This window comes from Enterobacter sp. SORGH_AS_0287, assembly GCF_031453695.1.
Taxonomy (GTDB): Bacteria; Pseudomonadota; Gammaproteobacteria; order Enterobacterales; family Enterobacteriaceae; genus Enterobacter; species Enterobacter ludwigii.
Genome location: NZ_JAVIZW010000001.1, coordinates 1555265 through 1569239, shown reverse-complemented (window position 1 = coordinate 1569239; position 13975 = coordinate 1555265). Strand labels below are relative to the sequence as shown.

The 13975-nt window shown below is 52.3% G+C and carries 12 protein-coding genes and 1 pseudogene; 9 read left to right on the top strand and 4 right to left on the bottom strand.

Translation table 11 applies throughout. The features are described from left to right. Nucleotides 1-16 precede the first annotated feature (16 nt). The 5 genes and pseudogenes from QE396_RS07450 to fliB all read left to right on the top strand — a co-directional run bounded on the left by QE396_RS07450 (nt 17) and on the right by fliB (nt 6055). A complete protein-coding gene (locus tag QE396_RS07450; protein ID WP_309950540.1) occupies nt 17-2542 on the top strand; it encodes a fimbria/pilus outer membrane usher protein in 2526 nt (841 codons plus the stop codon). A gap of 2 nt (nt 2543-2544) precedes the next feature. Beyond that, nucleotides 2545-3493 (top strand): annotated as a pseudogene (locus tag QE396_RS07445) (fimbrial protein). An 11-nt stretch (nt 3494-3504) separates the two neighbouring features. Then, entirely contained in the window at nt 3505-4017 is a 513-nt protein-coding gene (locus QE396_RS07440) for a fimbrial protein (RefSeq protein WP_032670431.1), read from the top strand. A gap of 47 nt (nt 4018-4064) precedes the next feature. After that, nucleotides 4065-4727 (top strand): LuxR C-terminal-related transcriptional regulator, encoded by a 663-nt coding sequence (locus QE396_RS07435; RefSeq protein WP_020884372.1) that lies wholly within the window; start codon nt 4065-4067, stop codon nt 4725-4727. Nucleotides 4728-4837: 110 nt separating this feature from the next. Continuing rightward, nucleotides 4838-6055, top strand: a complete 1218-nt coding sequence (gene fliB, locus QE396_RS07430; RefSeq protein WP_020884371.1) for a flagellin lysine-N-methylase — start codon at nt 4838-4840, stop codon at nt 6053-6055. 37 nt (nt 6056-6092) lie between these two features. On the opposite strand, the gene fdhF is transcribed toward fliB, so the two are convergent. The 4 genes from fdhF to ycgZ form a co-directional block, all read right to left on the bottom strand. Further along, complete coding sequence (fdhF, locus tag QE396_RS07425; protein ID WP_309950535.1) at nt 6093-8243, bottom strand: formate dehydrogenase subunit alpha; 2151 nt, start codon at nt 8241-8243, stop codon at nt 6093-6095. 192 nt (nt 8244-8435) lie between these two features. Then, nucleotides 8436-8714: a biofilm development regulator YmgB/AriR family protein gene (locus QE396_RS07420; RefSeq protein ID WP_014169732.1), complete on the bottom strand. Its 279-nt coding sequence runs from the start codon at nt 8712-8714 to the stop codon at nt 8436-8438. Nucleotides 8715-8743: 29 nt separating this feature from the next. Next, nucleotides 8744-9064: a hypothetical protein gene (locus QE396_RS07415; protein WP_020884369.1), complete on the bottom strand. Its 321-nt coding sequence runs from the start codon at nt 9062-9064 to the stop codon at nt 8744-8746. A gap of 4 nt (nt 9065-9068) precedes the next feature. Further along, nucleotides 9069-9308: a regulatory protein YcgZ gene (ycgZ, locus tag QE396_RS07410; protein ID WP_020884368.1), complete on the bottom strand. Its 240-nt coding sequence runs from the start codon at nt 9306-9308 to the stop codon at nt 9069-9071. A 341-nt stretch (nt 9309-9649) separates the two neighbouring features. On the opposite strand from ycgZ, the gene QE396_RS07405 reads away from it, so the two are divergent. The 4 genes from QE396_RS07405 (at nt 9650) to sufB (ending at nt 13967) form a co-directional block, all read left to right on the top strand. Beyond that, nucleotides 9650-10870: a diguanylate phosphodiesterase gene (locus tag QE396_RS07405; RefSeq protein WP_014169734.1), complete on the top strand. Its 1221-nt coding sequence runs from the start codon at nt 9650-9652 to the stop codon at nt 10868-10870. A gap of 188 nt (nt 10871-11058) precedes the next feature. Further along, a complete protein-coding gene (locus tag QE396_RS07400; protein WP_020884367.1) occupies nt 11059-11787 on the top strand; it encodes a MerR family transcriptional regulator in 729 nt (242 codons plus the stop codon). 312 nt (nt 11788-12099) lie between these two features. Next, complete coding sequence (sufA, locus tag QE396_RS07395) at nt 12100-12468, top strand: Fe-S cluster assembly scaffold SufA (protein WP_014169736.1); 369 nt, start codon at nt 12100-12102, stop codon at nt 12466-12468. Between the two features lie 8 nt (nt 12469-12476). Next, entirely contained in the window at nt 12477-13967 is a 1491-nt protein-coding gene (sufB, locus tag QE396_RS07390) for a Fe-S cluster assembly protein SufB (RefSeq protein ID WP_020884366.1), read from the top strand. Nucleotides 13968-13975 lie beyond the last annotated feature (8 nt).

The following is a 13975-nucleotide window of genomic DNA, read 5'->3' as shown; positions in this document are numbered from 1 at the left end:
AAATGAGTTAAAAGCGATGGCAATACACTATTTTCGGGCTCGACCTGCACCCCTGGCGACAGTGATCGGATTAATACTTGCAGGTTCATCGCAGGCGCTATTTGCCGGTGAGACATTTAATGCCGAACTGGTTGAACTTGATAATCCAGGAAGAGGGAGAACGGATTTATCGGCATTTGAATCCGGATCGCAGGCACCCGGCACCTATCACGTCGATATTGTTCTTGATGACCAGCTAATGGCGACCCGCGATATCACCTTTACTGCAGTAAAAGACGAAAAGGGCAATGACGTCCTCCGGCCGTGCCTGAGTCTTGACCAGTTAAAACAGTGGGGCGTAAGAACCACGCTTTTCCCGCAGCTGGCGGCGAACAACGGTGAATGCGCAAACCTTCAGGCGATCCCGCAGGCCAGTAGCGATTTTCAGTTTGGCGCACAGCGGCTGGTGATCAGCATTCCTCAGGCCGCCATCGACCTGCCAGCCAGGGACGCGGTTCCGCCAGAGATGTGGGATGAGGGGATTAATGCCGCCATGCTTAATTACAGTCTGAGCGGCGCAAACGCGTGGGCGAAGAACACTCGCGGCAGCCAGAATGATAGCCAGTACGCCAACCTACGCCCCGGGGTCAATATCGGGCCGTGGTGCTTACGTAATTACACCACCTGGTCACGGGATTCCACCGGTGAGGATCGGTGGGACAACGTATATACCTATGCGCAGCGCGCCGTTATTCCGCTGAAAGCACAGCTGATTATCGGGGACAGTACCGCACCGGCGGATGTTTTCGACAGTATGCCATTTCGCGGCGGTCAACTGGCCTCGGATGATGACATGCTGCCGGACTCTCTTAAAGGCTATGCGCCCGTGGTCCGCGGCATCGCGCGAACCAATGCGCAGGTGGTGGTCCGCCAGAATGGTTATCAAATTTATCAGAGCTACGTGGCGCCAGGCGCGTTTGAAATCTCGGACATGTATCCCACCGGCGGCGCAGGCGATCTGGATGTGACCATTAAAGAGGCTGACGGGAGTGAGCAGCATTTCACGCTGCCTTATGCCTCGCTGCCGGTCCTGCAGCGGGAAGGACGACTGAAGTATGCGGTGACGGCCGGGCAGTATCGCGCCTACAACAGCCGCGTGGAGAAAACGTCCTTTGGTCAAATCACCGGTATTTATGGGATTCAGCACGGCATCACCCTTTACGGTGGGATGCAGGGGTCTGATAAATACCGTTCAGTGGCGTTTGGCATCGGTAAAAACATGGGGGATATCGGCGCGATCTCTGCCGACGTGACCCAGGCCTGGTCAACGCCGAATAACACCGACAAAACATCCGGTCAGTCCTTGCGCGCGCGTTACAGCAAAAATATGGCGAAGACCGGGACAAACTTTTCAATTGCGGGATACCGATATTCAACCCGTGGCTATTACGGGATGCAGGACGTGCTGGATTCCTACGGCGACAGCAGCGCCCTGCAGGACCGGCGGCGTAACCGTGCTGAACTGACCATGAGCCAGACGCTGGGCGGCGCGCTGGGTTCACTGACGCTCAGCGCCGCACGCGAAGATTACTGGAATTCTGGTCAGGCGATGGCCTCCTGGAGCGTGGGCTACAACAATGACTGGAACAACATCAGTTACGGTTTGACCTGGACCTACAGCAAGAATGGACGCGGGAGCGCACAAAACGCGGACCACGATCGGTTGCTGGCCTTTAACGTCAGCGTACCGTTGGACAAATTCTTGCCGCGTACCTGGGCTAACTATGGCATGAACGCCAGTAAGCACAACGGCACGACGCATGTGGTCGGGCTGAACGGCGTGTCTCTGGAAAACAGCGCCCTGAACTGGAACGTGCAGCAAGGTTATGGCACACAGGGCACGGGAAATACCGGCAACCTGAACGGCGACTATAAAGGCACCTATGGCGAAATTGTCGCGGGCTACAGCTACGACAAACACAGCGAGCGCCTGAATTACGGGTTGCAGGGGGGCGTCATTGCTCACCGTGACGGCATCACGCTTTCGCAGCCGCTCGGTGAAACCAATATCCTGGTGAAAGCGCCGGGTGCACACGGTGTCGATATTCGCAATCAACCCGGGGTTCGTACGGATTTCCGCGGGTATACAGTGGTTAACAATCTGTCGGTATACCGAAAAAACGACATCACTCTTGAGCCGGAAACTATGCCGGATGACGTGGAGCTTGAGATTAATACGCGCACCGTAACACCGACCCGCGGGGCGATAGTGGAAGCCGATTATGTGTCTAAAATCGGGCGCCGGGTGTTAATGACCCTGTCCGACGGGCAATATGCCGTTCCGTTTGGTGCGGTCGTCACGCTCAAAGGCGACAGCAACAGCAGCTTTATTGTGGGCGACCGTGGTCAGGTCTATTTAACGGGACTGCCCGGACAGGGAGAAATCGTGGCAACCTGGGGAAATCAACCCGGTCAGCAGTGCCGCGCGCAATTTAGCCTGCCTGCACAACCCACCTACGGCGGAATAACCGACGTTAACGCGCTTTGCCGCCAGGAAGGTTAAAAATGAAATTTGCTTTATCTCTGATCCTGCTCTGTTTACTGAGCGGGTGGAATAGCGCCCGTGCCGGCACCTGTACAACCATCACGCCGCAAATATCGACGATATCTGTGGGCACGATTAACGTGCAGCGTGATGCCCCCGTGGGCACCATTATTTTTTCTCGCGCCGCCTCATCAACGGGAACCTATTTAACGGGATGTTCTAACCCGCTGATGCTGGGATTCAGTATGCGATATAACAATGGGAACCTGAGCAGCTACGGTAACCATGTTTATGCCACCAATGTCAGCGGTATTGGTATTCGCTTTTCCTCGGGGAATTATTTTGAAAACCCGGCTTACACGTTTTCGTATAACGCGGTGACGTCGTATGTGGATTGGTTTGGTGGAAAAGTTGAGCTGGTGGTGACCGGCCCGGTAACGTCGGGCGCTTTAACGCCGGGGGTTATCGGAACCGTGGCGCTTCAGGGAAGTGACGGTGTTTATCGTGACGGTCTGACGGTCCAGTTAACTGACGGCACAATTAATGCGCTGGCATGCACGATAACGACGGCGCAGTTGACGTTCCCGATAGGCGATATTCCGGCCTCATCGTTTGGCTCCGTTATTGGAACCACGCCATCCGGCGCCCAAAATACGCAAAATCTGGGGTTAACCTGCAGTGCCGGCACCAATATCAGTGTGTCACTCAGCGGTATGCAAAATCCGGACAGCGCCAATACCAGCGTCATGGCATTAACCGGTCAGGGGAATGCCGGTACGGCAAAAGGGGTAGGGGTTCAGCTACTTTATAACGGTTCTCCTTTGGTAATGAACGGGTCGCCTGTTATTAAAACAGTCTGCGGGAGGACAGGAGACGCTCCCGTTAACCGCGCGCTATTACCAGACGTTAACCACCGTGGAATCAGGCTCGGCAAATGCGTCAGCCACGCTTACGATAACCTATCAATAACCGGTGAGATGATGAAAATAATTCCCGCGGCGTTGCTTGTGTCGGGTTTACTGTGCGGCAAAGCGCTATGTGCAGACAGCGTAAATATCGGGGTCACCGGAAATATCGTGGCCTCACCCTGCCTGTTTAATAACGGCAATACGAATCTCGATATTAATCTGGGCAATATCCAGGCGAGTAATATGGTGACGCCAGGATCATCCTCTGACCCGGTTACGTTTGATCTGTTATTTACCCAATGTCCGGTGGGGACGCGTAGCGTCACCGCTACCTTTACGGGCACACCCGACCCTGTTGCCGGCGCCGACTATTACATTAACCGCGGTACGGCCACCCACGTGGCGATAGCAATGCGCGAGGCCGGAAGTGGCATACTGAAAGGGAACGGCTCCAGCATGACGGAATATGTCGCCTCAGACCGGACGGCGAAGATGGCCATGCAGGCTGCGGTTATATCCACCGGAGGCAGGGCGACGGCCGGCACCCTCAGCGCAGTGGTGGTCATTACGCTGCAATACAATTAAGTCGCGCGGGATTTCACGCGCATTTTTGCTTCCCGTCGGTGTGGTCTATGTTGAATATTTTAATTAGCGAGACGGATTCGTTATTTCAGTCTGGTCTGCAGTATTTTTTTATGGATTTCTTTTGGCGTAATTTTAATGACTGTATTCACTTTGATTATGAAATGACGCCGCATAACGTCAGCACGGCGGATATTATTGTCCTCTCTTTATGCCAGGGAGAAACCCTGACCTGTTTTCCGGAATTACAGTCACGGCAAAAAGGCATTGTGATCGGCTGGGTTGACGATGAGCAACGGTCTACGGCGTCGCAATCCTGTTATCAGGATATTATTTTCATCTCCCGCAGGGCCTCTCTTGACATGATTGGCGAGACGGTATGGTGCGCGTGGCGTAAAGCGCAGTTGAAGGGGCATGTGCTGCAGAAAACGTCCTGTTTCGATTGCGAGCATAAGATATTATCACCGCAGCAAATACGCATCGTCATGAACCTGTATAAAGGCTTATCCGTTATGCAGACGGCAGACGCGTTACAGATCGGCTATAAGACCGTTTTTGCGCACAAATACATGATCATGCAAAAATTTAACCTGCGAAGTGATTATGAGCTTATCGCGCTGCTCAACAGGATGGTGAAGAAAAACGGCACCCCCAATATTTTTCGTGATTCTGTGAGACAGGGTTTACAGGACCGCCCCTGTCTGGAGGCGTAAAGACACTTTTATTGATGACAGGAATAACGGAAACAAGTGTTCGTTTATGAAACTTTAGAGTTGCATCTGCAGCATGTTATTTTTACGTTTTATATAACGATTAATTAGCGATGCAAATTCATAAAACCCTGAAACCGATTTTTGTGACCAGGTTCAAGTGTGTGGGGCCGGAATGTTTAATTTCCTGCTGCCGCGGCTGGACAATTTCCATTGATAAAAAAACACATCAAAAATATCTTTCATCAACGCATCCCGGTATCGCTGCAATAGCCAAAGACAATCTGATTCTGCAGCGTAAAGGCAAAGTAAACTATTCCCGTATTAAACTGGATGAAAAAGGGGAGTGTCCGTTTATCGATGAAAATAAGCTCTGTATGGTACACCGTGATTTAGGTGAAAGTGCCTTATCGCACACCTGCAGTACTTATCCCCGAAGCTCAACCCGCTATCTGGATGAAACTCGCCACAGCATGACCCTTTCATGTCCGGAAGTGGTCAGGCGGGTTCTCTTCGACCCCGACGCGATGTTATTGCAGGAGCAGGATGAACTGCTGGCCGTTTATAAAACCAATCTGATTGGTCAGCGTCAGTCTATGCCTCAAAGCAGCCAGGTCATTCATCTCCTTGCGTGGAAAATAATCCAGTCGCCAGCGAGGAATGTTGAAGAAAATTTGATGGCGCTGGCTCAGTTGATCCTGACCTTACAGCATGTGAACTTCGATTTGCACAATCAGTATGAGCAGGTTGAACGCTTTTACGAAGCCTTGCTGGAAGCGTTGCAGAGCGGTAAATCGCTGCTCTCTGAAAGCAATGTCGGGCGATCAAATGCGATGAAATATCTGGCATTGTCGATCCTCGGCACGAATGTGGCGCGAGATTCTGCACGGGATGGGTATATCAACGAAGGGCATCGGCAAATTGCTGACTTTTTGAATTTCAGCCATGACAGCGATCCCGCCAGGCTGGCGCAGAAATTCGACGCGATTAACCAGCAGTGGGGGAAACTTTGCCAGGAATCCTGTTTGTCAGAGCCGTACGTATTACGCAACTATCTGTTGTACAAACTCTACAGCGGCTATTTTCCGGGTAAGAATACTGCCACCATTATGCGTCAGTTTTATCGCATCGTTCTGGACTTTTTCTACCTGAAAGTTTTCCTGAGCGTCAAATCAATGGATGAACGACTGGACCAGCAGATGGTCATGAAAACCATCGCCAGCTTCTCAGAAAAGACCCTGCACAATCAGACCATTGATGCCCGTATGGATTTTGCTATCGATAAGATTAACGGTGGGGACGACCTCTCGTGCCTGCTGCTGATTGGCTAACGTATAAAGAGGCTCGCCGTGGCGAGCCTCTTTTTCCTCAGACGTTCACCGCCGTGATTAACCGCGTCTTCATGGTCTGATAAGACGACGCCGCAAAGTCTTCCGCCCAGCGTTGGTCTTCAATCGCCTCAAGCTTAACCGCACAATACTTGGTTTCTGGGGTTTTGGAGACCGGGTCAAGGTTATCCTGCGTCAGTTCGTTACAGGCACCAATCCACCACTGGTAGGTCATATAAACCGCACCGGCGTTGATGCGCTCGCTGATGCTGGCACGGGTAATGACTTTGCCCCGACGGGAATGCACCCACACCAGCTGTCCGTCTTTAATGCCCAGGTTGTCCGCATCAAGGGGGTTCATTTGTACACGGCCTGGTTCGTCGGCAAGGCTTTGCAGCGCGGCGCAATTGCCGGTCATTGAACGGCAGGAGTAGTGGCCGACCTCACGCACGGTGCAGAGCACCAGCGGATACGTTTCGTCCGGGATCTCGGCAGGCGCGCGCCAGGCTGCCGCAAAAAGCTGGCCTTTGCCGCTCGGCGTATCGAACTGGTTATCTTTATAGAGATACGGCGTCCCCGGGTGATCGAGCGTTGGACACGGCCATTGCACATGGCCCATTTCACCCATTTTTTCGTATGTCACGCCATAGAATAGCGGACAGAGCTCGCGCATCTCGTCCCAGATCTGCTGGTTGGATGCGTAATGCATCGGATAGCCCATTTCGGTAGCAAGCAGGCTGATGATCTCCCAGTCACGTTTCACGTTGCCGCTGGCCTCAATGGCTTTACCGAAACGCTGGAAACCACGGTCGGCACAGGTAAAGACGCCACCGTGTTCTCCCCACGATGTGGCAGGTAACAGAACATCCGCCACTTCCGCCGTTTTCGTCATAAAGATGTCCTGAACCACCACAAAATCGAGTGCTTCAAAACCGCGGCGCACCAGCCCCAGATCGGCTTCAGTCTGCAGCGGATCCTCGCCCATGATGTAATAGGCTTTTACCTTGCCTTCCAGCGCAAGGTGAGGGACTTCGGTGATACGCGTTCCAACCTCTTTGTCCATAATCCCGACATCGATTCCCCAGGCAGCGGCGAATTTCTGCCGGACCGCCGGGTTCGTAACGTCCTGATACCCCGGGAACATATTGGGCAGAACGCCCATATCACACGCGCCCTGAACGTTGTTTTGACCACGTACTGGCCCAACGCCGACAGCAGGTCGACCAAGATTTCCGGTCAGCAGTGCCAGGCTGGAGAGACCTTTGACCACGTCTACAGCCTGACCAAACTGTGTTACGCCCATGCCCCACATGACGGTGGCGGAAGGCGCAGCCGCGAACGTCCGCATCGCCTGACGCACATCCCGGGCTGGAATGCCGGTGAGATGTTCGACGTTTTCGGGCGCGTAGTCTTTGACCGTTTCCCGATAAGCGTCAAGCCCTTCGGTAAAGCGCGCGACGTAGTTTTTGTCGTACAGCTCCTCTTCCAGAAGGACATAGCCAAACGCATTGACCAGCGCCATGTTGCTGCCGTTTTTCAGCTGCAGGTGCTGGTCGGCAATGCGTGCGGTTTCAATGCGACGGGGATCGCAGACGATGATTTTCGCGCCATTTTCGCGCGCTTTTAAGACCCGACGGGCGACGATGGGGTGCGAATCGGCGCAGTTATAGCCAAACACCAGCAGACATTTTGAGTTTTCAATATCGTTAATGGAATTGCTCATTGCACCGTTGCCGAGGGTTTCCTGTAACCCGGCAACAGAAGGGCCGTGACAGACGCGCGCGCAGCAGTCCACGTTGTTGGTATTCAGCACCGCACGGGCAAATTTTTGCATCACATAGTTCGTTTCATTCCCTGTTCCCCGGGAGGAACCGGTGGTCATGATGGACCGTGGGCCATACTGCTCTTTTATGCTCCTGAGTTTATGGGCGGTATAGCGGATAGCCTCTTCCCAGGTGACGGGGGTAAAAGCCTCTCCCTTGTGGTAGCGGATCATGGGCTGAGTCAGACGGGGGGTAAGCAGACGCGTATCGTTCAGGAAGTCCCAGCCATAAAAGCCTTTCAGGCACAGGGTGCACTGGTTTGTTACGCCTTCGGCCGCTTCGGCACGGAGGATACGGTTATTTTCGACGACAAGGTTTAATTTGCAGCCTGCACCACAGTAGGGGCAGACGCTGGCGATTTTTTTCATCAATAACAGACCTGTTAAGAAATGAAGCAAAGTTGACTGGGTAGCCCAGTCCCGTAAACGGGAGTAAGCAGGAACCATGCCATATTTACTTTGTAGGTTTTACAGGGTGTTATACGAGGAGGGAACGTGTCATCGTCAGCCCGATCGTCAGTTTTGACGATGACACGTTAGCCTTCACAGAGGGGAGGGTTTTTAGAGATCGTCCATGGTGTGACCCACAACGATTTCCAGGGTCTTACGAATGACATCTGCCTGCACAACGTCGTTTGTGGATTCCAGCGTCTGGATCAGCCACAAAATGATCGCTTTGTTGGACAGGTGTCCTTCAGAAGCCAGAACACAGCGTACTGCAGTAGAAAAAACAGCGGACTCTTCAGCAAAACGATCGCCTGCGTGACGGAAATATTCCGACAGCGCGCTTTCTAAAAAAGCGGAATGGTATTCGGGTTGAAGCTGAATATTTTGTCTCATTTGTTCTCACCGTAGCTGTAAAATTGCAGTCAATGTATTTTCCTGGGATCGGACGGTTTTCCATTTCCAAATAACGGCACTACATTGTCTCTTTTAACGTTGAGAGATCCCTCTCTATCGGTTCGTCCTTGCGCGGTTCTGCGACGTTTCAGGGCGATGTTGTTTGAACCGATGTCGGCAATCACCATCGCAAGTGTCTCCCGCCGCTGGGGATCCTTTTCATGCGCTTTCATATCACGCAGACGCTGGACCAGAGCTTCGGTTGTGACGGGGCCTCGCTCTTTCAAAAGAGAAAGAACGGCTTCACCGATAAGCTGGTCAATCAGTCGGTCTGCATCACTGCTGTTCATAACATTACCGTTCGAAAAGCAGACCAAGCAGCATGTGGTAATGCTGTTCCTCTTCAGGCCCATCGGCCTTTTCGAGGCGGCTTAAGAGTTTGGTACAGAGCGATTTGCGATTCAGATTTCGCCCGTCGCTAAGAATCTCAACCACGACCTGACCAAGCGTCTCCTGTTGGGTAGGAAGCGCGGCCTTCTCGAAGTAGTGCGCGATCGCTGCTGCTGAATCTGCGACATAATCCTTCTGCTGCATGTTTCGCTCCTGTAAAAAAATGTAATCACTAACGTTACATTTAAGGTATACATAATTTCCAAATCTGTACATAGAAAATGTACAATTTTTTAAAATAATTGTGATATATTTTATAAATTCTATGTTTATCAGGCAGTTGAGTCATAAAAATGAAGCATTTTCGTTACAGAATATATTGTACAATACGCACGGTGATGGATAAGTTGTACAACGCAGGAAACGGATGCGTTAGGTGCCGTAAATGGTTGAGATGTAAATTATTTGTCACGTAATTAATATGCTATAACAGATGTTTACCGACGTGTTTTTGTGGCCAACCCCTAACCCCCTTCAGGATAAGCATGCTTACAACCATCATATACCGCAGTCATATCTGCGAGGACGTTCCAGTGAAAGCGCTGGAAAACATGGTAGCTGCTGCAAATAGTAAAAACCGGCAATCCAATGTCACGGGGATCTTGCTGTTTAACGGCACGCATTTTTTTCAGTTGCTCGAAGGCCCAGCGGAAAACGTTTCATCCATTTACGAGCAGATTTGCCAGGACACGCGCCACCATAACGTGGTGGAGCTGATGCGCGATCACGGCCCCTCCCGACGCTTCGGCAAGGTTGGCATGGAGCTTTTTGACTTGCGTCAGTTCGACAGGGAAGAGGTGCTTCAGCAGGTTCTTGACAAAGGCACCAGCAGGTATCAACTGACATATAGCGATCGCGCCCTGCAGTTTTTCCGCACCTTCGTGGAGGCCACGGAGAAAGCCAACTATTTTGAACTGCCGCCTGCAGATGCCTGGGATTTTATCCCGGAAGAGACGCCTTTATCGGCGCAACCGGAGGTGGTGGCTAAAGGTGCGGATTGCAGCTTTGCGTTCCAGCCTATCGTGGATCCGTTTATGCAGCAGGTCGTCTCCTGGGAGGCCTTGATCCGCACGCCCACCGGTGAATCGCCCGGAACCTATTTTGCCCAAATTCCTCGTGAAGAGGTGTACGCCTCTGATTTGAAAAGCAAGCAGGTTGCGCTCTCCATGGCGAGCGCTCTGGGATTACAGGATCAGACATTATCCATTAACCTGCTGCCCATGACGCTGGTCAACGTGCCTGGCGCCGTGGATTTCCTGCTGACGGCCATTGACGCAAATGGCTTTGTGCCGGAGCAGATTGTGGTGGAATTCACCGAGAGCGAAGCGATTTCCCGTTTTGAAGAGTTTACCCATTCGGTCAGGCAGTTAAAAAGTGCCGGTATCAGCGTAACCATCGATCACTTTGGTGCCGGTTTTGCCGGTCTACAGTTACTGGCGCAATTCCAGCCTGACAGAATTAAGATTAACCGCGATCTGGTCGCGAATGTGCACAAAAGCGGCCCGCGGCAGGCCATCATTCAGGCGATTATCACCTGCTGTTCCTCGCTGGAGATCCAGTTCTGTGCCGTCGGCGTTGAGAAGCCTGAAGAGTGGATGTGGCTGGAGTCTGCAGGCATTTCCCAGTTCCAGGGGCACCTGTTTGCCAGCCCGCGTCACGGGGGAATTCCGGCGATCGCGTGGCCAGAGAAGAAGTTTGAATTTTGAGAAAGCTGTACATAAACCTGCAAGCTTGACTGTACGCGCGGCAAAATTTGTACAACAATACATTAACGGGTGAAGGAACTTGTATACCCTTCACCCGCTCAAAAAGAGGCCTTAGTTATACAAATGGTTTGTACAATCTGATAAGGTTGGTCTGGTTGGGTATGGAAGTTCTAAGCGTGAGGGAGTTAATGGCCTATTACAGTATCGGCGAAGTGGCCGAACGATGCGGTATCAACCCCGTTACGCTGCGTGCCTGGCAGCGCCGTTATGGATTGTTGAAGCCGCAGCGAAGCGAAGGGGGCCATCGTCAGTTTGACGATGAAGATATCCTGCGTATTGAAGAGATCAAACGCCTGATGAAAAGCGGCGTTTCGGTCGGCAAAGTCAAAGGCTTGCTGGAAAACAAAGAAGTGATGACTCAGGGTAACTGGGCATCAATCCAGGAAGAGATGATGACGGTTTTGCGTTATGCCAGCCCGGCAAAGCTGCGCGCCAAAATAGGCGAGTTCCGCCGCGATCACGCGATGGATGCGCTTATCGATAATATTATTTCTCCCGTTCGTCAGCGAATGAATCAGGATCAAAATACGGTGCGTCATATGGCGAGCCTGCTTGACGGTGTGCTGATAGAGTTTGCTGTCGCAAGCCTGGCGGAGTCACGTAAGAAAGCCGGTAAAGATGCTCTGCTTATTGGCTGGGAGTGCGATGACCGCACCCACTTGTGGCTTGAGGCTGCGCGTCTGGCACAAAAGGGGTGGCATATTGACGTGTTGGCCGACCCGATTGATTCCCCTCGTCCGGAACTTTTTCCTGGGCAAAGAATTTTCGTCTGGACCGGTAAAGCGCCGACGCCGCGTCAGCAGGAACTGCTTGACCACTGGCGTGAACAGGGTTTTGTTGTCTCCTTTCATCATTAATTTCCGCAGGCCTTGAAGGCCTTTTTTTTGCCCGTCGTTTCTCTGGATAAAATCTATCTTAAAAATAGGCATTTCCGATGCATATTTTACTTTTCCCCTTTACTCCGCTTTTCTGATTCGATAACCCATTATTTTTCAAAGTATTGCACAATTAAATCCATCCCGCCCGCATCCGCTGACAGGGTCTATGCTTAATAAAAGTATGCAAAAAGGGCGATTTAGCCCAATGCCCCTGCTGACAGAGGGTTGAAGTGATAATCGTTATCACTAACATGGTGTTATGCCCTGGGGCTTATTAGATGAGGTGGACCTATGGAACTGCATTCAGAAACCTTCAATCCTGCCGACTTCGCCTGGCGTGGCTTAACGCTCACGCCAGCGGCGGCGGCACATATTCACGAACTGGTGGCGAAAAAGCCAGATATCCTCGGCGTGCGCCTGGGGGTGAAACAGACCGGCTGCGCAGGATTCGGTTACGTGCTCGATACCGTCACAGAACCCGAGAAAGATGATCTGGTATTCGAAACTGACGGCGCAAAATTGTATGTCGCCCTGCAGGCCATGCCGTTTATTGACGGCACGGAAGTGGACTACGTACGTGAAGGTTTAAACCAGTTATTCAAATTTCATAACCCGAAAGCCCAGAACGAATGTGGGTGCGGCGAAAGCTTTGGGGTATAGGCGGTACTATGTCACGTAATACTGAAGCAACGAGTGATGTTAACACCTGGAGCGGCGGCCACCTCAATTATAAAGAGGGGTTCTTTACCCAGCTGCAGACCGATGAACTGGCGAAAGGCATCAATGAAGATGTCGTCCGGGCGATCTCGGCCAAACGTAATGAACCTGAATGGATGCTGGAGTTTCGTCTGAGCGCCTTCCGGGCCTGGCTGGAAATGGAAGAACCTCACTGGCTGAAAGCGCATTATGACAAGCTGAACTATCAGGATTACAGCTACTACTCTGCGCCATCCTGCGGGAGTTGCGACGACACCTGCGCCTCACAGCCTGGCGCTGTGCAGCAAACCGGTGCGGACAACAGCTTCCTGAGCAAAGAAGTGGAAGAGGCGTTTAACCAGCTGGGTGTGCCCGTTCGCGAAGGGAAAGAGGTGGCGGTGGACGCCATTTTTGACTCCGTCTCAGTGGCGACAACCTACCGTGAAAAACTGGCAGAGCAGGGGATTATTTTCTGCTCCTTCGGCGAAGCGATTCACGAGCACCCTGAGCTGGTGAAAAAGTACATCGGCACCGTGGTGCCAAGTAACGATAACTTTTTTGCCGCGCTTAATGCGGCGGTAGCGTCTGATGGCACCTTTATCTACGTGCCAAAAGGCGTTCGCTGCCCGATGGAGTTGTCGACCTATTTCCGCATCAACGCCGAAAAAACCGGTCAGTTCGAACGCACCATTCTGGTGGCCGATGAAGGCAGCTACGTCAGTTACATTGAAGGGTGCTCCGCACCGGTCCGTGACAGCTACCAGCTTCACGCCGCGGTGGTTGAAGTCATCATCCATAAAGATGCCGAGGTGAAATACTCCACGGTGCAGAACTGGTTCCCGGGCGATGGCAACACCGGTGGTATTCTGAACTTCGTGACCAAGCGTGCGCTGTGCGAAGGCGAAAACAGCAAAATGTCCTGGACCCAGTCGGAAACCGGCTCTGCGATCACCTGGAAATACCCGAGCTGTATTCTGCGTGGGGATAACTCGATCGGTGAGTTCTACTCCGTGGCGTTGACCAGCGGCCATCAGCAGGCAGATACGGGTACCAAGATGATCCACATCGGTAAAAACACCCGATCGACCATTATTTCCAAAGGCATCTCCGCCGGGCACAGTCAGAACAGCTATCGTGGGCTGGTCAAAATCATGCCGACGGCCACCAATGCCCGAAACTTTACCCAGTGTGACTCAATGTTAATTGGCGCAGACTGCGGGGCACACACCTTCCCGTACGTTGAATGCCGTAACAATACCGCCCAGCTTGAGCACGAGGCGACGACGTCACGTATTGGGGAAGATCAGCTCTTCTACTGCCTGCAGCGCGGGATCAGTGAGGAAGATGCCATCTCAATGATTGTGAACGGCTTCTGTAAGGATGTGTTCTCTGAACTGCCGCTGGAATTTGCCGTTGAAGCCCAGAAACTCCTCGCCATTAGTCTTGAACACAGCGTCGGTTAAGGAAAGCA

Bases quoted from the DNA above. Each gene is read 5' to 3' on its own strand.
- QE396_RS07415 (WP_020884369.1), bottom strand. From the start codon at position 9,064: ATGAACAGCAGTGATGCAGACCGACTGATTGACCAGCTTATCGGTGAA.
- QE396_RS07435 (WP_020884372.1), top strand. From the start codon at position 4,065: ATGTTGAATATTTTAATTAGCGAGACGGATTCGTTATTTCAGTCTGGT.
- fdhF (WP_309950535.1), bottom strand. From the start codon at position 8,243: ATGAAAAAAATCGCCAGCGTCTGCCCCTACTGTGGTGCAGGCTGCAAA.
- sufA (WP_014169736.1), top strand. From the start codon at position 12,100: ATGGAACTGCATTCAGAAACCTTCAATCCTGCCGACTTCGCCTGGCGT.
- QE396_RS07400 (WP_020884367.1), top strand. From the start codon at position 11,059: ATGGCCTATTACAGTATCGGCGAAGTGGCCGAACGATGCGGTATCAAC.
- sufB (WP_020884366.1), top strand. From the start codon at position 12,477: ATGTCACGTAATACTGAAGCAACGAGTGATGTTAACACCTGGAGCGGC.
- fliB (WP_020884371.1), top strand. From the start codon at position 4,838: ATGCAAATTCATAAAACCCTGAAACCGATTTTTGTGACCAGGTTCAAG.
- QE396_RS07420 (WP_014169732.1), bottom strand. From the start codon at position 8,714: ATGAGACAAAATATTCAGCTTCAACCCGAATACCATTCCGCTTTTTTA.
- ycgZ (WP_020884368.1), bottom strand. From the start codon at position 9,308: ATGCAGCAGAAGGATTATGTCGCAGATTCAGCAGCAGCGATCGCGCAC.
- QE396_RS07405 (WP_014169734.1), top strand. From the start codon at position 9,650: ATGCTTACAACCATCATATACCGCAGTCATATCTGCGAGGACGTTCCA.
- QE396_RS07440 (WP_032670431.1), top strand. From the start codon at position 3,505: ATGAAAATAATTCCCGCGGCGTTGCTTGTGTCGGGTTTACTGTGCGGC.
- QE396_RS07450 (WP_309950540.1), top strand. From the start codon at position 17: ATGGCAATACACTATTTTCGGGCTCGACCTGCACCCCTGGCGACAGTG.